Annotated in this window: 18 protein-coding genes; 12 read left to right on the top strand and 6 right to left on the bottom strand. The window is 56.9% G+C overall.

The window, feature by feature from the left end:
- Positions 1–16 precede the first annotated feature (16 nt).
- Positions 17–784 carry a DedA family protein gene (locus tag ACOTX7_RS03945; RefSeq protein ID WP_006810132.1) on the bottom strand — a complete coding sequence of 256 codons (768 nt, stop codon included), beginning with the start codon at positions 782–784 and terminating at the stop codon, positions 17–19.
- A 118-nt stretch (positions 785–902) separates the two neighbouring features.
- Complete coding sequence (gene araC / locus ACOTX7_RS03940) at positions 903–1,748, bottom strand: arabinose operon transcriptional regulator AraC (protein ID WP_000840168.1); 846 nt, start codon at positions 1,746–1,748, stop codon at positions 903–905.
- A 337-nt stretch (positions 1,749–2,085) separates the two neighbouring features.
- Between araC and araB the strand changes: the two genes are divergently transcribed.
- From araB to rluA, 6 genes are all read left to right on the top strand, one after another.
- The gene (araB, locus tag ACOTX7_RS03935) at positions 2,086–3,795 is read left to right on the top strand and encodes a ribulokinase (RefSeq protein ID WP_221256907.1); all 1,710 of its coding nucleotides are present in this window, start codon (positions 2,086–2,088) and stop codon (positions 3,793–3,795) included.
- Positions 3,796–3,805: 10 nt separating this feature from the next.
- A complete protein-coding gene (gene araA / locus ACOTX7_RS03930) occupies positions 3,806–5,308 on the top strand; it encodes an L-arabinose isomerase (RefSeq protein WP_032673655.1) in 1,503 nt (500 codons plus the stop codon).
- Between the two features lie 88 nt (positions 5,309–5,396).
- Positions 5,397–6,092: an L-ribulose-5-phosphate 4-epimerase gene (gene araD, locus ACOTX7_RS03925; RefSeq protein ID WP_006810135.1), complete on the top strand. Its 696-nt coding sequence runs from the start codon at positions 5,397–5,399 to the stop codon at positions 6,090–6,092.
- Between the two features lie 117 nt (positions 6,093–6,209).
- Positions 6,210–8,567 (top strand): DNA polymerase II, encoded by a 2,358-nt coding sequence (gene polB, locus ACOTX7_RS03920; protein ID WP_221256906.1) that lies wholly within the window; start codon positions 6,210–6,212, stop codon positions 8,565–8,567.
- A 127-nt stretch (positions 8,568–8,694) separates the two neighbouring features.
- Entirely contained in the window at positions 8,695–11,601 is a 2,907-nt protein-coding gene (rapA, locus tag ACOTX7_RS03915; protein ID WP_205922272.1) for an RNA polymerase-associated protein RapA, read from the top strand.
- A gap of 12 nt (positions 11,602–11,613) precedes the next feature.
- On the top strand, positions 11,614–12,273 hold the full coding sequence (gene rluA, locus ACOTX7_RS03910; protein ID WP_221256905.1) for a bifunctional tRNA pseudouridine(32) synthase/23S rRNA pseudouridine(746) synthase RluA: 660 nt from the start codon (positions 11,614–11,616) through the stop codon (positions 12,271–12,273).
- A 31-nt stretch (positions 12,274–12,304) separates the two neighbouring features.
- On the opposite strand, the gene djlA is transcribed toward rluA, so the two are convergent.
- The gene (gene djlA / locus ACOTX7_RS03905) at positions 12,305–13,120 is read right to left on the bottom strand and encodes a co-chaperone DjlA (RefSeq protein WP_006810139.1); all 816 of its coding nucleotides are present in this window, start codon (positions 13,118–13,120) and stop codon (positions 12,305–12,307) included.
- Positions 13,121–13,359: 239 nt separating this feature from the next.
- Between djlA and lptD the strand changes: the two genes are divergently transcribed.
- The 6 genes from lptD to apaH are packed head-to-tail and all read left to right on the top strand — an operon-like array spanning position 13,360 to position 20,089.
- Positions 13,360–15,711 (top strand): LPS assembly protein LptD, encoded by a 2,352-nt coding sequence (gene lptD / locus ACOTX7_RS03900; RefSeq protein WP_006810140.1) that lies wholly within the window; start codon positions 13,360–13,362, stop codon positions 15,709–15,711.
- A gap of 53 nt (positions 15,712–15,764) precedes the next feature.
- Positions 15,765–17,051 carry a peptidylprolyl isomerase SurA gene (surA, locus tag ACOTX7_RS03895; protein WP_006810141.1) on the top strand — a complete coding sequence of 429 codons (1,287 nt, stop codon included), beginning with the start codon at positions 15,765–15,767 and terminating at the stop codon, positions 17,049–17,051.
- Positions 17,051–18,037: a 4-hydroxythreonine-4-phosphate dehydrogenase PdxA gene (pdxA, locus tag ACOTX7_RS03890; protein WP_221256904.1), complete on the top strand. Its 987-nt coding sequence runs from the start codon at positions 17,051–17,053 to the stop codon at positions 18,035–18,037. The genes surA and pdxA overlap by 1 nt, the downstream gene beginning before the upstream one ends.
- Entirely contained in the window at positions 18,034–18,855 is an 822-nt protein-coding gene (gene rsmA / locus ACOTX7_RS03885; RefSeq protein ID WP_003856423.1) for a 16S rRNA (adenine(1518)-N(6)/adenine(1519)-N(6))-dimethyltransferase RsmA, read from the top strand. Before pdxA ends, rsmA begins: the two co-directional genes overlap by 4 nt.
- A gap of 3 nt (positions 18,856–18,858) precedes the next feature.
- The gene (gene apaG / locus ACOTX7_RS03880) at positions 18,859–19,236 is read left to right on the top strand and encodes a Co2+/Mg2+ efflux protein ApaG (protein ID WP_003856425.1); all 378 of its coding nucleotides are present in this window, start codon (positions 18,859–18,861) and stop codon (positions 19,234–19,236) included.
- Positions 19,237–19,240: 4 nt separating this feature from the next.
- Entirely contained in the window at positions 19,241–20,089 is an 849-nt protein-coding gene (apaH, locus tag ACOTX7_RS03875; RefSeq protein WP_221256903.1) for a bis(5'-nucleosyl)-tetraphosphatase (symmetrical) ApaH, read from the top strand.
- Positions 20,090–20,128: 39 nt separating this feature from the next.
- Here the strand turns inward: apaH and folA are convergent, their stop codons facing one another.
- From folA to kefF, 3 genes are all read right to left on the bottom strand, one after another.
- Positions 20,129–20,608, bottom strand: coding sequence for a type 3 dihydrofolate reductase (folA, locus tag ACOTX7_RS03870; protein ID WP_003856431.1), 480 nt, complete (start codon positions 20,606–20,608; stop codon positions 20,129–20,131).
- A gap of 114 nt (positions 20,609–20,722) precedes the next feature.
- Entirely contained in the window at positions 20,723–22,588 is a 1,866-nt protein-coding gene (kefC, locus tag ACOTX7_RS03865) for a glutathione-regulated potassium-efflux system protein KefC (protein ID WP_221256902.1), read from the bottom strand.
- Positions 22,581–23,111, bottom strand: coding sequence for a glutathione-regulated potassium-efflux system oxidoreductase KefF (gene kefF, locus ACOTX7_RS03860; protein ID WP_006810147.1), 531 nt, complete (start codon positions 23,109–23,111; stop codon positions 22,581–22,583). The genes kefC and kefF overlap by 8 nt, the downstream gene beginning before the upstream one ends.
- Positions 23,112–23,128 lie beyond the last annotated feature (17 nt).

The following is a 23,128-nucleotide window of genomic DNA, read 5'->3' as shown; positions in this document are numbered from 1 at the left end:
GGAGAGGGAAAACACCTTAACGGCTCACCACCTTCAACAGGATCTCGCCGTATACCGGCATCAGCGGGTGGCGGATCAGCGCCACCAGCGCGACTACGGCCACGCCCAGCATCAGCGGAGCCAGCCAGAGCAGGCGCGTGCGCGGGAGATAGCGCGTCAGACGGTCGACACTGGCTTTCGCACTGCGCCATAAGCGCCAGCAGAGCCAGACCGCCAGCCACAGCAGCACCGCCGTTGCCAGCAGCAGCCATTTAAACTCACCGCTTTGCATACCGTCAGGAATATCGATGGCCGCGCCTGCCAGGATCCCCGGCAGGAAGTAAAACGGCGGCCAGAAGACGCAGCCGATGATGTTCGGCACCACGAATTTCGCGACGGGCAGATCCAGCATCCCGGCAACCATTGGCACCAGCGGACGCGTTGGGCCAACGAAGCGCCCCACGAGGATAGTGAACATGCTGTGCTGGTGCAGCGCGTGCTCGGTTTTATCCAGCAGCGCTTTGTTCTTTTTCATAAACGACCAGCGGTGCAGCGGCTTCTTAAAGCGCCAGCCCAGCCAGAAGGAGATCCAGTCCCCCAGTAAACAGCCGATAATACCGGCCATCCACGCCTGCCAGAAATTGACCTCGCCGCTGCCGATAAGCGCGCCAAGCCCCGCCATCATCACGGTGCCGGGCAGGATCAGCCCAACCAGCGCAAGCGATTCCAGAAACGCCACCAGCGCCACGGCGATGAGCGAGTACATAACGGACTGGGTAATAAAATGTTCCAGCAATGCCTGCATAACTATTCCGGTCAGAAAACGAATCAGCGATTCTGCTTAGCGCCCCGCACCGCGTCAAGGCATCAATTGTCTGAATAGTTTACAGGATGCGCCTGAAGTTCACCTGAATGTTTACCGATTATTCACATCCCGCGCGGAATTCGCTCGGGCTGGCCCCGGTGCACTTCTTAAACACGCGAGAGAAATAGAGCTGATCTTCAAAGCCCACGTTACGTCCGACGGTGGCGATAGGCATTCGGGTGGTGCTAAGCAGGAGTTTCGCCTGGCTGATGCGCTGATCCTCACGCCAGCTGAGCACGCTGACCCCAAGCTGCTGGCGGAAGAGATGAGAGAGCCGTGACGGCGACAGGCACACGTGCTGGGCGACGCTGGCAATATCAAACTGGCTGTCGGCAAGGTGGTCGCTGATGTACTGGCAGGCATCGCGGACGCGGTTGTCCAGCGGCGGGTTAAGGGATTCGTTGATGGCTTCCATGCGGCGCAGCAGCACCTGCTCAAGCAGGTTAATCGCCAGCAGTTCGGCGTAGCGTCCGCCCGCCTGCCCCGCTTCAATAATCTGTGCGAACAGCTCACGGAACTGTGCCAGATGCGCCTCATCCGGGCGATAAAAACCGGTATGGGCGAAAATGGCTGGCCATGAGAGCCATTCCTGCCAGTAGGCACGCGGACGGAAATAGACCCACTGGTGATACCACTCTTTGGCATCCGGGTGTCGCCCGTAGTGGTGGATCTCCCCCGGCGGGAACAACAGCATATCGCCAGGGCGACAGATGAACTGCTGATCACCGTTTTTGATCACCCCTTCTCCGCGTACGGTCAGGTTCAGGATATATCCCTTCATACCAAGAGGGCGGTCGACGTAGAAATCGAGATATCCCTCGGCCTCAATGGGCGTCAGCCCCGCCACCAGATGGGCGTTAAATGAGTAGCCCGGCAGTAAGGGATCGTTTTGCGGTTCGGCCATAGATTCAGTTCTCCCAAGGGTCCTGAAGGAAACCAATTGTCCATATCGATAAAAGCAGGTTAAAAATGGCCCGCGAAAAGATTCAAAAGGCATCACGCCTCTTTTACGTCCGCCATGTTTCAGCCTTTCCCCCTGATTTCTCCGCCAGTACAGGCAGATAAGCAGTAACAAAAGTGTCTATAAGTACGGCAGAAATGTCCACATTGATTATTTGCACGGCGTCACACTTTCCGTTGCTACAGCAATTTAGTCCATAAGATTAGCGGATCCTGCCTGACGATTTTTGTCCCCAGTCTCTAATGTTCTTCCATACCTGTTTTTTGGATGGAGCAACACCATGGCAATTGCAATTGGCCTCGATTTTGGCAGCGACTCAGTTCGCGCGCTGGCAGTGGACTGTACGACTGGCCTGGAGATAGCAACCAGCGTTGAGTGGTATCCGCGCTGGCAAGAGGGGCGCTACTGCGATGCGCCGAACAACCAGTTCCGCCACCACCCGCGTGATTACATTGAATCAATGGAAGCGGCGATCAAAACCGTGCTGGCGGATCTGACGGACGCCCAGCGGGCCGATGTAGTGGGGATTGGCGTCGACAGCACTGGCTCAACGCCTGCTCCTGTCGATGCCGAAGGCCGCGTACTGGCGCTGCGACCGGAGTTTGCTGACAACCCGAACGCCATGTTTGTGCTGTGGAAAGACCATACCGCCGTGGAAGAGGCGGAAGCCATCACCCGCTTATGCCATCAGCCGGGCAAAACGGACTACTCCCGCTACATCGGCGGGATCTACTCCAGCGAGTGGTTCTGGGCCAAGATCCTGCACGTTACCCGCGCGGACGCGTCGGTCGCACAGGCAGCGGCGTCATGGATTGAGCTGTGCGACTGGGTTCCCGCCCTGCTCTCCGGCACCACCCGCCCGCAGGATATCCGCCGCGGCCGATGCAGCGCCGGGCATAAATCGCTGTGGCATGAAAGCTGGGGTGGTCTGCCTCCGGCGGCGTTCTTCGACGAACTCGACCCGATCATCAACAAAAACCTGACATACCCGCTGTTTACCGACACCTTCACCGCCGATATTCCGGTCGGCACGCTCTGTGAAGAGTGGGCGACGCGTCTCGGCCTGCCGCAAAACGTGACCATTTCCGGCGGCGCGTTCGACTGCCATATGGGTGCCGTGGGCGCAGGTGCGCAGCCAAACACGCTGGTGAAAGTTATCGGCACCTCCACCTGTGACATTCTGACGGCAGATAAAACCAGCGTCGGCGACCGCGCGGTGAAAGGCATCTGCGGTCAGGTTGACGGCAGCGTGGTGCCTGATTTTATCGGCCTTGAAGCGGGTCAGTCCGCCTTCGGTGACATCTACGCCTGGTTTGGCCGCGTGCTCGGCTGGCCGCTGGATCAGCTGGCTGTCGCGCATCCTGAACTGAAAACGCAGATTACGGCGAGCAAAAAACAGCTCCTGCCGCAGCTTACAGAAGCCTGGGCAAAAAATCCGTCTCTCGACCACCTGCCGGTCGTGCTGGACTGGTTCAACGGCCGCCGCACGCCGTTCGCCAACCAGCGTCTGAAAGGGGTGATCACCGATCTCAACCTGGCGACCGACGCGCCCGCGCTGTTTGGCGGCCTGATTGCCGCCACCGCGTTCGGCGCGCGCGCCATTATGGAGTGCTTCATCGACCAGGGCATTGACGTGAACAACGTGATGGCGCTGGGCGGCATCGCCCGTAAAAACCCGGTGATTATGCAGGCCTGCTGCGACGTGCTGAACCGGCCGCTGCAAATTGTGGCCTCCGATCAGTGCTGTGCGCTGGGCGCCGCGATTTTCGCTGCCGTGGCCGCAGGCGTTCATGCGGATATCCCGACCGCGCAACAGCATATGGCGAGCGCCGTCGAAAGTACGCTCCAGCCGCAGACTCAGCAGGCACAACGCTTTGAACAGCTTTATCAGCGCTACCAGCAATGGGCAAAAAGCGCCGAACTTCACTATCTCCCTGTCGCCGCCCCGGCCAAAAGCACCGCGGACACTACGGCAACCCTGACACATTAAGGACACGATGATGACCATTTTTAATAATTATGAAGTGTGGTTTGTGATTGGCAGCCAGCATTTGTACGGACCGGAAGCGTTGCAGCAGGTGACGAAACACGCGGAGCACGTTGTGAATGCGCTGAACGCGGAAGCTAAACTGCCGTGCAAACTGGTGCTGAAGCCGCTGGGAACCACCCCGGACGAAATCACCAACATCTGCCGCGATGCCAATTACGACGACAAATGCGCCGGCCTGGTGGTGTGGCTGCACACCTTCTCACCGGCCAAAATGTGGATCAACGGCCTGGCTATCCTCAACAAACCGCTGCTGCAATTCCACACGCAGTTCAACGCATCCCTGCCGTGGGACAGCATCGACATGGACTTTATGAACCTGAACCAGACCGCGCACGGCGGCCGCGAGTTCGGTTTCATCGGCGCGCGTATGCGTCAACAGCATGCCGTGGTGACCGGCCACTGGCAGGACGGCCAGGCACAAAAACGCATTGGCTCCTGGATGCGTCAGGCGGTCTCTAAGCAGGATACCCGTCACCTGAAAGTGGTGCGTTTCGGCGACAACATGCGCGAAGTGGCGGTTACCGACGGTGATAAAGTGGCCGCACAGATCAAGTTTGGCTTCTCCGTCAACACCTGGGCGGTGGGCGACCTGGTGCAGGTGGTGAACGACATCAGCGATGGCGACGTTAACGCGCTGGTGGACGAGTACGAAAGCAGCTACCGCCTGACGCCTGCGGCACAGGTCAACGGCGACAAGCGCCAGAACGTGCTGGATGCCGCACGAATTGAGCTGGGCATGAAGCGTTTTCTGGAACAGGGCGGCTTCCATGCCTTCACCACCACCTTTGAAGACCTCCACGGCCTGAAACAGCTCCCGGGACTGGCGGTACAACGTCTGATGCAGCAGGGCTACGGCTTTGCGGGCGAAGGCGACTGGAAAACTGCCGCTCTGCTTCGCATCATGAAGGTGATGTCGACCGGTCTACAGGGCGGCACCTCTTTTATGGAGGACTACACCTATCACTTCGAGAACGGCAACGATCTGGTGCTCGGCTCGCACATGCTGGAAGTGTGTCCCTCCATCGCGGTTGAAGAGAAACCGATCCTCGACGTGCAGTACCTCGGTATTGGCGGCAAAGCGGATCCGGCCCGTCTGATCTTCAACACCCGTACCGGCCCGGCCATCAACGCCAGCCTGATCGACCTCGGCGACCGCTTCCGCCTGCTGGTGAACTGCGTCGATGCGGTTGAAACCCCGCACTCTCTGCCGAAACTGCCGGTCGCCAACGCGTTGTGGAAAGCGCAGCCTGATCTGCCAACCGCGTCAGAGGCCTGGATCCTGGCGGGTGGCGCGCACCACACCGTCTTCAGCCACGCGCTTGACCTGAACGATATGCGTCAGTTCGCCGAGTTGCACGACATCGAGCTGACCGTGATTGATAACGACACCCGTCTGCCCGCCTTTAAAGACGCGCTGCGCTGGAACGAAGTCTATTACGGTACAAAACGCTAAGCACGCAATGCCCGGTGGCACTGCGTTTACCGGGCCTACAATGCTGTAGGCCTGATAAGCGAAGCGCCATCCGGCACTGGAGACAACCATGTTAGAAGATCTCAAACGTCAGGTGCTCGAAGCCAACCTGGCGCTGCCAAAACATAACCTGGTGACCCTGACCTGGGGCAACGTCAGCGCCGTTGACCGGGAAAAAGGGCTATTCGTGATCAAGCCTTCGGGCGTGGATTACACGGTGATGACCGCAGAAGATATGGTGGTGGTCAGCATCGAAACGGGTGAAGTGGTGGAAGGCAACAAAAAACCCTCTTCCGATACGCCCACCCACCGCCTGCTGTATCAGGCCTTCCCGACCATTGGCGGCATTGTGCACACCCATTCGCGTCACGCGACCATCTGGGCGCAGGCGGGCCAGTCCATTCCGGCTACCGGTACCACCCACGCGGACTACTTCTACGGCACCATTCCCTGCACGCGTCTGATGACCGATGCGGAGATCAACGGTGAATACGAGTGGGAAACGGGGAACGTGATTGTCGAAACCTTCGAAAAACAGGGTATCGACGCGGCGCAAATGCCCGGCGTACTGGTGCACTCCCACGGCCCGTTTGCCTGGGGTAAAAACGCGGAAGACGCGGTGCATAACGCGATCGTGCTGGAAGAAGTTGCCTACATGGGGATCTTCTGCCGCCAGCTGGCGCCGCAACTGCCGGATATGCAGCAAACCCTGCTGGATAAGCATTACCTGCGCAAGCACGGCGCGAAAGCGTATTACGGGCAATAGGATTGTAGGCCGGATAAGCGCAGCGCCATCCGGCTAAACAGACACTGTATAAAACCCCAGCAAACCCACCTCAACCAGGCTATAATCAGGCCTGGTTTTGTTTTATGGGATAGCGGCGTGGCACAGGCGCAAGAAGGCTTTTTACTGACCCGACACTGGCGGGATACCCCTCAGGGTACGGAGGTTGCGTTCTGGCTGGCAACGGACAACGGTCCGCTGCACGTTACGCTGCCGCCGCAGGAGTCCGTGGCTTTTATTCCTGAACACCACGTCGAAAAGGTCAAACAGCTGCTGCACGGTGAAAACGGCTGGCGCCTCACCCCCCTGGATTTGAAAGATTTTCATCGCCAGCCCGTGTATGGCCTCTACTGCCGTGCCCATCGCCAGCTGATGCGCTATGAAAAACTGCTCCGCGAAGCGGGCGTGACGCTCTACGAAGCGGATATTCGTCCACCGGAACGTTTTCTGATGGAGCGGTTTATTACTGCCCCCGTCTGGGTGGACGGCACCGCGCAGAACGGCAGTCTCGTTAACGCGCGCCTCAAGCCTAACCCGAATTATCGTCCACCGCAGAAGTGGGTCTCGCTGGATATAGAAACGACCCGCCACGGAGAACTGTACTGCATCGGCCTTGAAGGCTGCGGGCAGCGGGTTGTCTATATGCTCGGGCCGCCGAACGGCGATGCGTCCGCGCTGGATTTTCATCTGGAGTACGTTAACAGCCGCCCGCAACTGCTGGAGAAGCTTAACCAGTGGTTTGCCGAGCATGACCCGGATGTATTGATCGGCTGGAACGTGGTGCAATTTGACCTGCGCGTGCTGCAAAAACATGCCGAGCGTTACCGCATCCCGCTGATGCTGGGGCGCGGCAACAGTGAGCTGGAGTGGCGCGAGCACGGTTTTAAGAACGGCGTTTTCTTCGCTCAGGCCAACGGTCGCCTGATTATCGACGGCATCGAGGCGCTTAAGTCCGCCTTCTGGAATTTCTCCTCTTTCTCTCTCGAAGCGGTGGCGCAGGAGCTGCTTGGCGAAGGCAAATCCATCGACAACCCCTGGGACCGAATGGACGAGATCGACCGGCGCTTTAACGAGGATAAACCCGCGCTTGCCACCTATAACCTGAAAGACTGCGAGCTGGTCACGCAGATTTTCCACAAAACCGAGATCATGCCGTTCCTGCTTGAGCGCGCAACGGTAAACGGTCTCGCGGTCGACAGGCACGGCGGCTCGGTAGCGGCCTTCAGCCACCTCTATTTCCCGCGGATGCATCGGGCGGGCTATGTCGCGCCTAATCTCGGGGACGTGCCGCCGCAGGCCAGCCCCGGCGGTTACGTGATGGACTCCCGGCCAGGATTATATGACTCCGTTCTGGTACTGGATTATAAAAGCCTGTACCCGTCGATTATCCGCACGTTCCTGATTGACCCTGTGGGGCTGGTGGAGGGGATGGCGCAGCCAGACGATGCGCACAGCACCGAAGGTTTTCTCGGGGCACGCTTCTCGCGCGAAAAACACTGCCTGCCTGAAATTGTGGGCAACATCTGGCACGGCCGGGACGAGGCGAAACGCCACGGCAACAAGCCGCTGTCACAGGCGCTGAAGATCATTATGAACGCCTTTTACGGCGTGCTGGGTACCAGCGCCTGCCGCTTCTTTGATCCCCGTCTGGCGTCGTCCATCACCATGCGCGGGCACGACATTATGCGCCAGACTAAAGCGCTGATTGAATCCCGGGGCTATGACGTGATTTATGGCGACACCGACTCCACCTTTGTCTGGCTGAAAGCCGCCCATTCAGAAGACGATGCCGCGCAAATCGGCAAAGAACTGGTCGCTTTTGTGAACGCCTGGTGGCAGGAACATTTGCAAAAAGAGCGGTTAACCAGCGCGTTAGAGCTGGAGTTTGAAACCCATTTCGCCCGCTTTTTAATGCCGACCATTCGCGGGACCGACCAGGGCAGCAAGAAGCGCTACGCCGGGTTGATTCAGGAAGGCGACACGCAGCGGATGGTGTTTAAAGGGCTGGAGACAGTGCGCACCGACTGGACGCCGCTGGCACAGCAGTTCCAGCAGACACTCTACCTGCGGGTGTTTCGCAATGAGCCTTATCAGGATTATGTGCGCGAAACCATCGCCAGCCTGATGGCGGGTGAACTTGACGCGCAGCTGGTGTATCGCAAGCGCCTGCGCCGCCCGCTGGTGGAGTATCAGCGTAACGTTCCCCCCCACGTGCGTGCCGCGCGGCTGGCGGACGAAGAGAACGTTCGCCGGGGACGCGCGCCGCAGTATCAGAACCGGGGAACAATCAAATACGTCTGGACAACTAACGGTCCGGAGCCCGTTGATTACCAGCAGTCTCCGTTCGATTACGATCACTACCTCACCCGCCAGCTTCAGCCGGTTGCGGAGGGAATTTTACCGTTCATCGATGACGACTTTGCTACACTAGTGACAGGACAACTTGGGCTATTTTGACGCGTGACGAAACCGTTGCCATCCAGTACCATAGCGCCCTTTCCATTCCCGGACCCATTTTTCGATGACCGTCTTTTTTGACGGGGTCGAACTATTGCCTGCAATTAAAGATTAGAGCCGAACAACTATGCCTTTTACACTTGGTCAACGCTGGATCAGCGATACAGAAAGCGAACTTGGATTAGGAACCGTCGTTGCCGTCGATGCGCGCATGGTTACCCTCCTTTTCCCTGCTACCGGTGAAAACCGCCTGTACGCTCGCAATGACTCCCCTGTTACCCGCGTAATGTTCAACCCGGGTGACACCGTGACCAGCCACGAGGGCTGGCAGCTAAAGGTTGAAGACGTAAAAGAAGAGAATGGACTGCTCGCCTACATCGGAACGCGTCTTGATACCGACGAGACGAATGTCATCCTGCGCGAAGTGCTGCTCGACAGCAAACTGGTTTTCAGCAAGCCGCAGGACCGTCTGTTTGCCGGGCAAATCGACCGAATGGATCGCTTCTCCCTGCGCTACCGCGCGCGTAAGTTCCAGAGTGAACAGTACCGCATGCCGTGGAGCGGTCTGCGCGGTCAGCGTACCAGCCTGATCCCCCACCAGCTGAATATCGCCCATGATGTGGGCCGTCGCCATGCGCCTCGCGTGCTGCTGGCTGACGAAGTGGGCCTGGGTAAAACCATCGAAGCAGGCATGATCCTGCACCAGCAGCTGCTCTCTGGCGCCGCCGAGCGCGTGCTGATTGTGGTGCCGGAAACGCTGCAACACCAGTGGCTGGTCGAAATGCTGCGCCGCTTTAACCTGCGCTTCTCCCTGTTCGACGACGAGCGCTATGCCGAAGCCCAGCACGACGCGGACAACCCGTTTGAAACCGAACAACTGGTGATCTGCTCCCTGGACTTCGTGCGCCGCAGCAAGCAGCGCCTGGAGCACCTGTGCGACGCTGAATGGGATCTGATGGTCGTCGACGAAGCACACCACCTCGTCTGGAGCGAAGACGCGCCAAGCCGTGAATACATGGCGATTGAGCAGCTTGCCGAGCGCGTACCGGGCGTTCTGCTGCTGACCGCAACGCCGGAGCAGCTGGGCCTTGAGAGCCACTTCGCCCGTCTGCGCCTGCTCGACCCGAACCGCTTCCACGATTTTGAGCAGTTTGTTGAGGAACAGAAAAACTACCGTCCGGTGGCAGACGCCGTCGCGCTGCTGCTGGCAGGTAATCGTCTCTCTAACGATGAACTTAACACCCTGAGCGATCTGATTGGCGAGCAGGATATCGAGCCGCTTTTGCAGGCCGCGAACAGCGACAGCGATAACGCGGGATCTGCGCGTAAAGAGCTGATCGACATGCTGATGGACCGTCACGGCACCAGCCGCGTGCTGTTCCGTAACACCCGTAACGGCGTGAAGGGGTTCCCGAAACGCGAGCTGCACACCATCAAACTGCCGCTGCCGACCCAGTACCAGACGGCGATTAAAGTCTCCGGCATTATGGGCACCCGTAAATCTGCGGAAGATCGCGCGCGCGACATGCTCTACCCGGAGCAGATTTATCAGGAATTTGAAGGGGATACCGGCACCTGGTGGAACTTCGATCCGCGCGTGGAGTGGTTGATGGGTTATCTGACCGCGCACCGTTCCCGGAAGGTGCTGGTGATCTGCGCCAAAGCAGCCACCGCCCTGCAACTGGAACAAGTGCTGCGCGAGCGCGAAGGTATTCGCGCTGCCGTGTTCCACGAAGGCATGTCTATTGTCGAGCGCGACCGCGCCGCAGCCTGGTTTAGTGAAGAGGACAGTGGCGCACAGGTTATGCTGTGCTCCGAAATCGGTTCTGAAGGCCGTAACTTCCAGTTCGCCAGCAATCTGGTGATGTTCGATCTGCCGTTTAACCCGGATCTGCTGGAGCAGCGTATCGGCCGTCTGGATCGTATCGGTCAGGCGCATGATATTCAGATCCACGTGCCGTATCTGGAGAAAACCGCCCAGTCCGTTCTGGTTCGCTGGTATCACGAAGGTCTGGATGCGTTTGAACACACCTGCCCGACCGGTCGCACCATTTACGATCAGGTGCATGCGGATCTGATCGGTTACCTCGCGGCCCCGGAAAACACCGAGGGTTTTGATGAGCTGATCAAGTCCTGCCGCGAGAAGCACGACGCCCTGAAAGCCCAGCTGGAACAGGGGCGCGATCGCCTGCTGGAGATCCACTCCAACGGCGGTGAAAAAGCGCAGCAGCTTGCCGAAAGCATCGAAGAACAGGACGACGACACCAGCCTGATCAGCTTCTCTATGAACCTGTTCGACATCGTCGGCATTAACCAGGACGATCGCGGTGAGAACATGATCGTCCTGACCCCGTCCGATCATATGCTGGTGCCGGATTTCCCGGGCCTGCCGGAAGACGGTTGCACTATCACCTTTGAGCGTGATGTGGCGCTGTCGCGCGAAGACGCACAGTTCATCACCTGGGAACACCCGCTGATCCGCAACGGTCTGGATCTGATCCTCTCCGGCGATACTGGCAGCAGCACCATCTCCCTGTTGAAGAACAAAGCCTTGCCTGTGGGCACACTGTTGGTGGAGCTGATCTACGTTGTGGAAGCGCAGGCGCCGAAACAGCTTCAGCTTAACCGCTTCCTGCCGCCAACGCCGGTGCGTCTGCTGCTGGATAAAAACGGTACGAATCTGGCCGGTCAGGTGGAGTTTGAAAGCTTCAACCGTCAGCTGAGCGCGGTGAACCGTCATACCGGCAGCAAGCTGGTGAATGCGGTGCAACAGGACGTGCATGCCATTCTGCAACTGGGTGAAACCCAGGCCGAAAAAGCGGCCAGAGCGCTGATCGATGCGGCGCGCAGTGAAGCCGATGAGAAGCTGTCTGCCGAGCTGTCGCGTCTGGAAGCGTTGAAAGCGGTGAACCCGAACATTCGTGACGATGAGCTGGCCGCAATCGAGAGCAACCGCCAGCAGGTTCTGGAAAGCCTGAATCAGGCGGGATGGCGTCTCGACGCCCTGCGCCTTATCGTTGTGACGCATCAGTAAGCGGAGCGCAAGATGATAATGGAGCCCTACAATCCCCCGATGGATCCGTGGCTGGTCATTCTGTATCAGGACGAGCACATTATGGTGGTCAACAAGCCGAGCGGCTTGTTGTCCGTACCGGGGCGTCTGGACGAGCATAAAGACAGCGTGATGACGCGTATCCAGCGTGATTATCCTGAGGCCGAGTCTGTCCATCGTCTGGATATGGCGACCAGCGGTGTGATTGTGGTGGCGCTGAATAAAGCGGCAGAACGCGAGCTGAAGCGTCAGTTCCGCGAGCGTGAGCCGAAGAAGCAGTATGTCGCGCGCGTCTGGGGTCATCCGGCGCAGGCGGAAGGGCTGGTAGATTTACCGCTGATTTGCGACTGGCCGAACCGGCCTAAGCAGAAAGTGTGTTATGAAACCGGCAAGGCCGCGCAAACCGAGTATGAAGTGCTGGAGTATGCGCCAGATAACACCGCGCGCGTCCTGCTAAAACCGATTACCGGGCGCTCCCACCAGCTGCGTGTGCATATGCTTGCGCTGGGTCACCCTATTCTGGGGGACAGATTCTATGCGCCGCCGGAAGCGCTGGCGTTAGCGCCGCGCCTGCAACTGCATGCGCAGACGCTCACCATCACCCACCCGGCGTTCGGCAACGCCATGACCTTTAAGGCGCCGGTGGACTTCTGAAAAAATGGCCCGACAGTGTCGGGCCATTTTTTTATTTGAAACCTTTCTGCTCTTTAATCAGCTCGTAGGCTTTCTGGATTTCCTGCGCTTTCTGTTTCGCCATCTCCATCATCTCTGGCGGCAGGCCTTTCGCCACCAGCTTATCCGGATGGTGCTCGCTCATCAGCTTACGATAGGCGCGTTTGATGGTCGTGGCATCGTCAGAGGGCTTCACGCCAAGCACGTTACAGGCATCTTCAAGCGTAGGGCCACGCTGCGCCTGCTGCCAGCCGCCGCCAGAGGATTGGTGCTGATAACCGCCGCCAAAGTGCGCGCCACCCTGCATCATGCGCAGGAACTGGTCGAACTGCATGCGGGAAATGCCCAGCTCTTCGGCAATCACATACAGAACGTCCCGTTCATTCGGATGCAGAGAACCATCCGCGAAGGCAGCCTGGATTTGAATTTCCAGAAACATCCGAATTAAATCAAAGCGCCCGAAACAGATGCTACGGAACTGCCGCATTTTTTCACGCAGCGGGTAGTGATCGGATTTACCAATCCGAAACGCATTCTGCGCCGCGATGCGGGATTCGCCGTGCAAATTCATGCGATCCATAAAGACGCTGGCAACCTGAATATCGGCTTCCGTTACGCGCCCTTTTGATTTGGTTAAATGCCCCATCACCTCGAAGGTGGTGGAGAAAAAGAGTGACTGGCGCTCGCGCTGGTTGGCAAACCAGGCCATTTTGCGGCTGCGTGCTTTGTCAAACATATGGCCGATAATGAGGCCAAGAACGACACCCCAGAATCCGGCACCCATAATAATTGCGAACGCAACGCCGATTATTTTACCCCAATACTGCATATACTCCCCGAATGGTCATGTTCCTGGCCGACGCAACGCCATCATTACAGTGGTCGCGCCACGGTCAATTGAGGGACATCGCCTATAATTTGCATTATCATACTCGTCATTCGATAGCGAGCCTAACACTCTGGCGCGCAAACGGGCAGGATTAACGCTGGTACTGCGCTGATGAGTAAGATAGTCTCTGAGCGTTTGTAAGCCGTAGCCACTGATGACGGAACAATAAAATACAACGTATGAAAAAACGTATCCCCACCCTTCTGGCCACAATGATTGGCACCGCCCTGTATAGCCAACAGGGGCTCGCAGCCGATCTCGCCTCGCAGTGTATGCTTGGCGTCCCAAGTTACAATCGCCCACTGGTGAAAGGCGATACGAATGACTTACCCGTCACCATTAATGCCGACAGCGCAAAAGGTAATTATCCTGACAACGCGACCTTTACGGGCAATGTCGATATTAACCAGGGAAACAGCCGCCTGCTGGCTGACGAAGTGCAATTGCACCAGAAGCAACCGGAAGGTGCCCAGGCGCCTGTCCGTACCGTGGATGCGCTGGGTAATGTGCACTATGACGACAATCAGGTCATCCTGAAAGGTCCGAAAGCCTGGTCGAATCTGAATACCAAAGATACCAACGTCTGGGAAGGTGATTACCAGATGGTGGGTCGTCAGGGGCGCGGTACCGCAGACCTGATGAAACAGCGTGGCGAAAACCGCTACACCATTCTTGAAAACGGCACGTTTACCTCCTGTTTGCCAGGGTCAAATACCTGGAGCGTTGTGGGCAGTGAAGTGATCCACGACCGTGAAGAACAGGTTGCTGAGATCTGGAACGCCCGTTTTAAACTTGGCCCAGTGCCTATTTTCTATAGCCCTTACCTGCAACTTCCCGTGGGTGACAAACGTCGTTCAGGTTTCCTGATCCCGAACGCCAAGTACAGCACGTCGAACTACTTTGAGTTCTACCTGCCGTACTACTGGAACATTGCGCCCAACATGGACGCCACGATCACGCCGCACTATATCCACAAGCGCGGTAACATCATGTGGGAGAACGAGTTCCGCTATCTGACCAAGGCGGGCGCGGGTCTGATGGAGTTTGATTATCTGCCATCAGATAAGGTATTCCAGGACGAGCATCCGAGCGAAGGTGATAAGCACCGCTGGATGTACTACTGGAAGCACGCCGGGGTATTAGATCAGGTGTGGCGCTTCAACATCGACTACACCAAAGTCAGCGATCCGTATTACTTCAACGACTTTGACTCAAAATACGGTTCGAGTACCGACGGTTACGCCACGCAGAAATTCAGCGTGGGCTACGCCATTGAGAACTTTGACGCGACGGTGTCGACCAAGCAGTTCCAGGTGTTTGATACGCAATCGCGTAGTACCTATGGTGCCGAGCCGCAGCTGGACGTGAACTGGTACCAGAACGATGTGGGGCCTTTCGACACGCGCGTTTACGCTCAGGCGGTCCATTTCGTCAACACCAACTCGGATATGCCGGAATCAACGCGTCTGCATATCGAGCCGACGATCAATCTGCCGTGGTCAAACGACTGGGCGAGCCTGAATACCGAAGCCAAAGTGATGGCCACCCACTACCAGCAGAAGAATCTGGACTGGTATAACAAACGCTATGGCACCGATCTTGAAGAATCGGTAAACCGTACGCTTCCGCAATTCAAAATGGACGGGAAGCTGATCTTCGAACGTGATATGGCTCTTCTCGCGGATGGATACACCCAGACGCTTGAGCCACGTATGCAGTATCTGTACGTGCCATATCGCGATCAGAGCAAAATTCAAAACTACGACTCGTCGTTCCTGCAATCTGACTATAGCGGTCTGTTCCGTGACCGTACCTACGGCGGCCTTGACCGTATCGCGTCTGCTAACCAGTTAACGACCGGCGTCACAACGCGCGTATATGATGATGCTGCCGTTGAACGTTTTAACGTTTCTGTTGGTCAAATCTACTATTTCACCGAGTCTCGTACCGGTGATGACGACATTAACTGGGAGAAAGACAACAAAACGGGCTCACTGGTATGGGCGGGCGACACCTACTGGCGCATGACGGATCGTTGGGGTCTGCGCGGTGGTGTTCAGTACGATACTCGACTGGACAATATCGCGACGGGCAGTGCTGCCATCGAATATCGTCGTGATGAAGACCGCATGTTGCAGTTGACGTACCGTTACGCCAGCCCGGAGTATATCCAGGCGACGCTGCCAAACTATGCGAATACAGACCAATACAAAGACGGTATTTCACAGGTGGGAACCGCCGCGAGCTGGCCGATCGCCGATCGTTGGTCAGTCGTCGGTGCCTACTACTATGACACGAATGCCCAAAAACCTGCTGACCAGATGCTGGGTCTGCAATATAACTCCTGCTGTTACGCAATACGTGTCGGTTACGAACGCAAACTTAACGGCTGGGATACGCAAAACAGTCAGGGCAAATACGATAACGTGATTGGCTTTAATATCGAGTTGCGCGGCCTGAGTTCTAACTACGGTCTGGGCACGCAGCAGATGCTGCGCTCGAACATTCTGCCGTATCGTAGTTCATTGTAATGTGCTTGATTTACAACGTAATCCGCTTTGCGGTTAATTGAAATGGAAAAAGTATGAAGAACTGGAAAACGCTGCTACTCGGTGTCGCTATGGTTGCGAATACCAGCTTCGCGGCCCCACAGGTTGTCGATAAAGTCGCAGCTGTGGTTAACAACGGCGTCGTGCTTGAAAGTGACGTTGACGGTTTGATGAAATCTGTAAAGCTCAACTCGGGTCAAGCAGGTCAGCAACTTCCGGATGACGCTACGCTGCGCCACCAGATCCTGGAACGTCTGATCATGGATCAGATTGTCCTGCAAATGGGCCAGAAAATGGGTGTGAAGATCTCTGACGAGCAGCTCGATCAGGCGATCGCCAACATTGCAAAGCAGAACAACATTACCCCGGACCAGATGCGTAGCCGCCTGGCCTATGACGGCATCAGCTATGCCACCTACCGTAATCAGATTCGTAAAGAGATGCTGATTTCAGAAGTGCGTAACAATGAAGTCCGTCGCCGCGTCACCATCCTGCCTCAGGAAGTAGATGCCCTGGCAAAACAGGTGGGGAATCAGAATGACGCCAGCACTGAGCTGAACCTGAGCCACATCCTGATCCCTCTGCCGGAAAACCCAACCTCCGATCAGGCGGCTGCGGCGGAAAGCCAGGCACGCGCTATCGTTGAGCAGGCGCGTAATGGCGATGACTTCGGCAAGCTGGCCATCACGTACTCCGCTGACCAGCAGGCGCTGAAAGGCGGCCAGATGGGCTGGGGCCGAATTCAGGAGCTGCCTTCTCTGTTTGCCCAGGCGCTGAGCACCGCGAAGAAAGGCGACATCGTCGGTCCAATCCGTTCCGGTGTGGGCTTCCACATTCTGAAAGTGAACGACCTGCGCGGTCAGAGCCAGAACATTTCGGTTACCGAAGTGCATGCGCGTCATATTCTGCTTAAACCGTCTCCGATCATGACTGACGATCAGGCCCGTGCGAAACTGGAACAGATCGCCGCAGACATCAAGAGCGGTAAAACCACCTTTGATAAAGCGGCAAAAGAGTTCTCTCAGGATCCTGGCTCAGCGAACCAGGGCGGTGACCTGGGTTGGGCGGCAGCCGATATTTACGATCCGGCTTTCCGCGATGCGTTAATGAAGCTGAATAAAGGCCAGATGAGCGCGCCTGTGCACTCTTCCTTTGGCTGGCACCTGATCCAGCTGATGGACACCCGCAACGTGGATAAAACCGACGCGGCGCAGAAAGACCGCGCGTATCGCATGCTGTTTAACCGTAAGTTCTCTGAAGAAGCCGCAACCTGGATGCAGGAACAACGCGCCAGTGCTTACGTGAAAGTGTTGAGCAACTAATGAAACCGCATCGTGTGGTGATCACTCCCGGCGAACCCGCCGGGATTGGGCCTGACCTTGTGGTTCAGCTCGCCCAGCGCAGCTGGCCGGTAGAGTTGGTTGTCTGCGCAGATGCAACACTGTTACAAGACCGGGCTGCTTTGCTCGGTCTGCCTTTAACGCTCCTCCCTTACGTTGAAGGCCAGCAGCCTGCACCGCAGCAGGCTGGCACCCTCACCCTGCTTTCTGTCCCGCTCCGTGCGCCTGTTGTCCCCGGTGAGCTACATACCGAAAACGGCCACTATGTTGTCGAGACGCTGGCGCGCGCCTGTGACGGTTGCCTTCAGGGCGAATTTGCTGCCCTGATCACCGGTCCGGTGCATAAAGGCGTAATCAACGACGCAGGCATTCCGTTTACCGGGCATACCGAATTTTTCGAAGAGCGTTCACACAGCCCGAAAGTGGTGATGATGCTGGCAACCGAAGCGATGCGCGTTGCGCTGGTAACTACGCACCTGCCGATCAAAGCCATTCCTGATGCGATTACGCCTGACCTCCTGCGTGAGATCATTGGCATTTTGCATCACGATCTGCAAACCAAGTTCGGCATTCCGCAGCCGCACGTTCTGATCTGTGGTCTGAATCCGCATGCGGGCGAAGGCGGACATATGGGCACCGAAGAGATCGACACCATCATTCCGGTGCTGGAAGAAATGCGGGCGAAAGGGATGCACCTCAGCGGGCCTCTGCCTGCCGACACCCTTTTCCAGCCCAAATACCTGGATAATGCTGACGCTGTGCTCGCGATGTACCACGATCAGGGCCTGCCCGTGCTAAAATACCAGGGATTTGGCCGCGGGGTGAATATCACCCTCGGTTTACCCTTTATTCGAACGTCCGTTGACCACGGTACTGCGCTGGATCTGGCAGGCCAGGGAAAAGCGGATGTCGGCAGTTTTATTACGGCGCTTAATCTCGCCATCAAAATGATTGTTAATACTCAATGACTAATCGAGTCCATCAGGGCCACTTAGCCCGTAAACGCTTCGGGCAAAACTTCCTCAACGATCAGTTTGTGATCGACAGTATCGTTTCTGCCATTAATCCGCAGAAAGGCCAGGCCATGGTCGAAATCGGCCCGGGTCTTGCCGCGCTGACCGAGCCGGTTGGCGAACGCCTTGACGAACTGACCGTTATCGAACTCGACCGCGATTTGGCCGCGCGTCTGCAAACGCACCCGTTCCTCGGGCCGAAGCTGACGATTTATCAGCAGGATGCGATGACCATGAACTTCGGCGAACTGTCAGAAAAAATGGGACAGCCGCTGCGCGTGTTCGGTAACCTGCCGTACAACATCTCCACCCCGCTGATGTTCCATCTGTTTAGCTATACTGATGCCATTGCCGACATGCACTTCATGTTGCAAAAAGAGGTCGTTAACCGTCTGGTTGCAGGGCCGAACAGTAAAGCGTATGGTCGTTTAAGCGTGATGGCGCAATATTACTGCAACGTGATCCCGGTATTAGAAGTACCGCCTTCCGCGTTCACGCCACCGCCAAAAGTTGATTCTGCGGTTGTCCGCCTCGTGCCACATAAAACGATGCCGTACCCGGTCAAAGATCTGCGCGTGCTGAGCCGTATTACGACAGAAGCCTTTAACCAGCGCCGTAAAACGATTCGTAACAGCCTTGGCAATCTGTTTACCGTTGACGTGTTAGCTGAGTTGGGCATCGACCCGGCAATGCGTGCGGAAAATATTTCCGTAGAGCAGTACTGCAAGCTGGCTAATTACATCAGCGACAATGCGCCGCCGAAGGAGAGCTAAGCCATGATTGATTCGCCCCGCGTCTGTGTTCAGGTTCAAAGCGTCTACATTGAGTCCCAATCCACACCGGATGAAGAACGTTTTGTCTTTGCTTATACCGTAACCATTCGCAATCTGGGGCGGATGCCTGTGCAACTGCTCGGGCGCTACTGGCTTATCACCAACGGCAACGGCCGTGAAATTGAAGTCCAGGGTGAAGGTGTGGTCGGTGAACAACCCCATATCGCCCCTGGCGAAGAGTATCAGTACACCAGCGGTGCGGTAATTGAAACGCCGCTGGGTACCATGCAAGGCCATTACGAAATGGTCGACGCCGACGGTAATGCCTTCCGCATTGCTATTCCTGTGTTCCGTCTCGCCGTACCTACACTTATTCATTAATCTAATGTCTACATATCTGATTGGCGACGTTCACGGTTGCTACGATGAACTGATCGCATTATTAAAACAGGTCGACTTTACACCCGGGCAGGACACACTCTGGCTAACGGGCGACTTAGTGGCGCGCGGTCCAGGCTCCCTGGACGTCCTCCGCTATGTCAAATCGCTGGGCGACAGCGTGCGTATGGTGCTGGGCAACCACGATCTGCATCTGCTGGCCGTATACGCCGGGATCAGCCGTAATAAGCCGAAAGACCGGATTACTCCCCTGCTTGAAGCACCGGATGCCGATGAGTTGCTCAACTGGCTGCGTCGCCAGCCGCTGCTCCAGATTGACGAAAAGAAAAAGCTGGTGATGGCCCATGCAGGCATCACGCCCCAGTGGGATCTTGAGACGGCAAAAACCTGCGCGCGCGACGCGGAAGCGGTGCTGGCGAGCGACTCCTATCCGTTCTTCCTCGATGCGATGTACGGCGACATGCCGAACAACTGGAGTGATGACCTCAGCGGCCTGGCGCGACTGCGTTTTATCACCAATGCCTTCACGCGGATGCGCTACTGCTTCCCGAACGGGCAGCTGGATATGTATTGCAAAGATACGCCGGAAAATGCCCCTGCGCCGCTTAAGCCGTGGTTTGCGATTCCGGGTCCCGTGACAAACGACTACAGCGTGGTCTTTGGACACTGGGCATCGCTGGAAGGAAAAGGCACCCCGGAAAATATCTATGCGCTGGATACCGGATGCTGCTGGGGCGGGGATTTAACCTGCCTGCGCTGGGAAGATAAAACTTACTTTGTGCAGCCATCCAACCGACAGCTGGACTTAGGTGAGGGTGAGGCGGTCGCCTCCTGAGGATGTTTATCCTCTCCCTTTGGGGAGAGGATAAAACCGTTAACGACGTTCCAGAATTTCGAAGCAGTAGCTGTGTGAGTTCTGCGCATCCGCATCGTGAAATTCACTGAATACGGACTCCCACTCGTCCGGATCGTAATCCGGGAAATGGGTATCCCCTTCCACTTCCGCATCAATGTGCGTCAGATACAGTTTCTGCGCTTTTGGCAGGAACTGCTCATACACACGACCACCGCCGATCACCATGATCTCTTCGGCATCGCCGCAGGCGGCAATTGCTTCATCAACGGACTTAACCCACTGAACGCGATCGTCAGTGCCCGGCTGGCTACTGATCACAATATTCTTACGACCCGGCAATGGACGACCAATCGACTCCCAGGTCAGGCGGCCCATCACTACCGGCTTGTTTAACGTAGTACGTTTAAACCATGCGAGATCGGCAGGCAGGTTCCACGGCATGGCATTTTCCATGCCGATAACGCGGTCTACCGCCAGCGCTGCAATCAGACTGATCATTGAAAATTTCCCGGATGCAAAAAATTGCCGCCACTATACGGAAAGCTTAATCTTTCGTCGACTGGCGGCAGGGTAAAGAATTAGAAATTTTTTAATATTGCTGGCAACTCCACTTCACGCAGTAGGTTTACTCTGCGGTTCATCCGCAGGATCACCGGTATGCTTGCCCTCTTCCGTTCCTTGCCAGCCATGGCGCTGAACCAGCGACAGGTGATTGCGATCCTCATTGATGATCTCCGTCAGCATGGTACTGGTGCGTTTAAACACCGCTGCGCGTTCGGTTGCCGTACTGCTCGCCATCGCCACCATCTCCTCCACCATCTCATGATTAAAACGGCGGAAAAGATCTGCACGCTCACGCGCTTCATACGCGCCAAGCCCGAGGCTTTCCAGCGCCATGCGGCCAGATTTGAGCGCACCTTCAAAGGTTTCACGTTCAGGTGCTGCCACTCCCGCCTGACGCAGCTGGATGTAATGATCGACATCGCGCGCGCGGGAAATAATGGTCAGATGCGGAAAGTGTTCTTTGACCAGCTCAACCATCTGCATGCTGGTCTCAGGACCGTCGATGGCGTTAATCAGCACCTCGGCCTTCGCCGCTCCGGCGGATTCCAGCAGGTCAACCCGGGTCGCATCGCCGTAAAACACCTTCATATCGAATTTACGCAGCGTATCGACATGGTCAGGATCGTGATCGAGGATAACCATTTTCACACCGCTGGAGAGCAGTAAACGGCCGGTGATCTGCCCGAAGCGGCCAAATCCGGCGATGATCACGCGCGGTTGCTCCTCGTCGATCTCATCGGCTTCTCGCTCCTGTTCGCTTCCTGCTTTTTCCAGGCGCGTCAACAGCACCAGCAGGATCGGCGTTGCAGCCATCGACAGCGCGACCGCCAGCGTCAGGGCTTTTGCCCATTCGGGATCGAGTACATTTGCCATTTGCGCAGCGCCAAAGACCACGAAAGCAAACTCACTCCCCTGCCCCAGCAGCACGGCAAACCAGCGGCGCTGCGGTTTTGGCACGTTTAACGGGCGGGCAATCAGCCACAGCATCGCCATTTTAATGACCAGGAAGCCCACCAGCAGAATGATGATGCGCAGCGGATGGGTTACCAGCGTCCCGAAGTCGACAGACATCCCGACGCCGATGAAAAACAGCCCCAACAACAATCCTTTAAACGGTTCGATATCACTTTCCAGCGCGTGACGGTATTCGGAGCTTGCCAGCAAGACCCCGGCAAGGAAGGCGCCCATTGCCATCGACAGCCCGGCCTCTTCCAGCAACAATCCAAAACCAAACACCAGGAATAACGCAACGGCGCTGAAGACTTCGCGCAGGCCAGAGCGAGCAACAAAGCGCAGCAGCGGACGCGTTACGTAGCGACCCAGCAGAACAACCAGCGCCAGCGCACCGACCACCTTCAGCGCCGATAATGCAAATGCCCCCAGCGTCGTAGATGCGCCGCTGGTTGCCAGCAGCGGGATCATCGCCACCAGCGGGATCGCGGCAATATCCTGGAACAACAGCACGGAGAAGGTGCTACGCCCCATTTGCGACACCGTCAGATTACGCTCGTTCATTGCCTGCATGGCTATCGCCGTCGAGGAGAGCGCCAGCGTCATGCCAATCAGCGCCGCGACTTTCCACTCCATTCCGAGCAGGATACAGAATCCGCCGAGCAGCAAACCGCAGGCCAGCATTTGCAGAGCGCCTCCGCCAAACACCGAGGCGCGCAGTTTCCACAGCCGCTGCGGATCCAGCTCCAGGCCAATCACGAACAGCATCAGCACCACGCCGATTTCTGCAAAATGCAGGATCGACTCGGCATCCGTCACCAGCCGAAAGCCCCAGGGGCCAATGACACATCCGGCAATCAGATAGCCGAGCACCGAGCCCAGCCCCAGACGAACCGCCACGGGTACAATTAATGCCGCCGCGCCGAGGTAAATCAGCGCCTGTATCAGCGTATGGCTATCCATTGTGGGCCTCCTGCCACTCAAGTAAGCGTTGTTTGTAGTGACGAGCCTGCGCCTGCAAGGTTTCATCGTCGCAGACAAAGGTACAGTGCATCGCGAAAGGCGGAAGCCAGTTCAGACCACAGTAAAGGGCCGTCGCCTGTAGCGGTTGCGCCAGCACCTCAAAGCCGGGGAAAGCACCAATATCAAAGTGGCTTTCCCCCCCGCCGGTGGTTACGGCCCACATCAGGCTTTTGCCCTGTAGCGCGTTGCCGCCGTGCCCGTATGCCCAGCCGTGGGAGAAAACTTTGTCGATCCACAGTTTCAGCAGCGGAGGGGTGCTGTACCACTGCATTGGATGCTGCCAGACGATCAGGTCGGCACGGGAGAGCGCCTCCTGTTCAGCAGCGACATCGATATTAAAGTCTGGATAGCGTTGATAGAGGGAACGTATCTCTACGTTTTCAAGCGTCCTTGCCTGCTCAAGCATCCGCTTATTGGCATGCGAGTGCTGCGGATAGGGGTGCGCATAAATTATCAGAACCATGAATATGCCTGTCTTTT

The organism is Enterobacter cloacae complex sp. IR5418 (assembly GCF_049238105.1).
Lineage (GTDB): Bacteria > Pseudomonadota > Gammaproteobacteria > Enterobacterales > Enterobacteriaceae > Enterobacter > Enterobacter hormaechei.
This window is presented reverse-complemented; position numbering and strand designations above follow the sequence as displayed.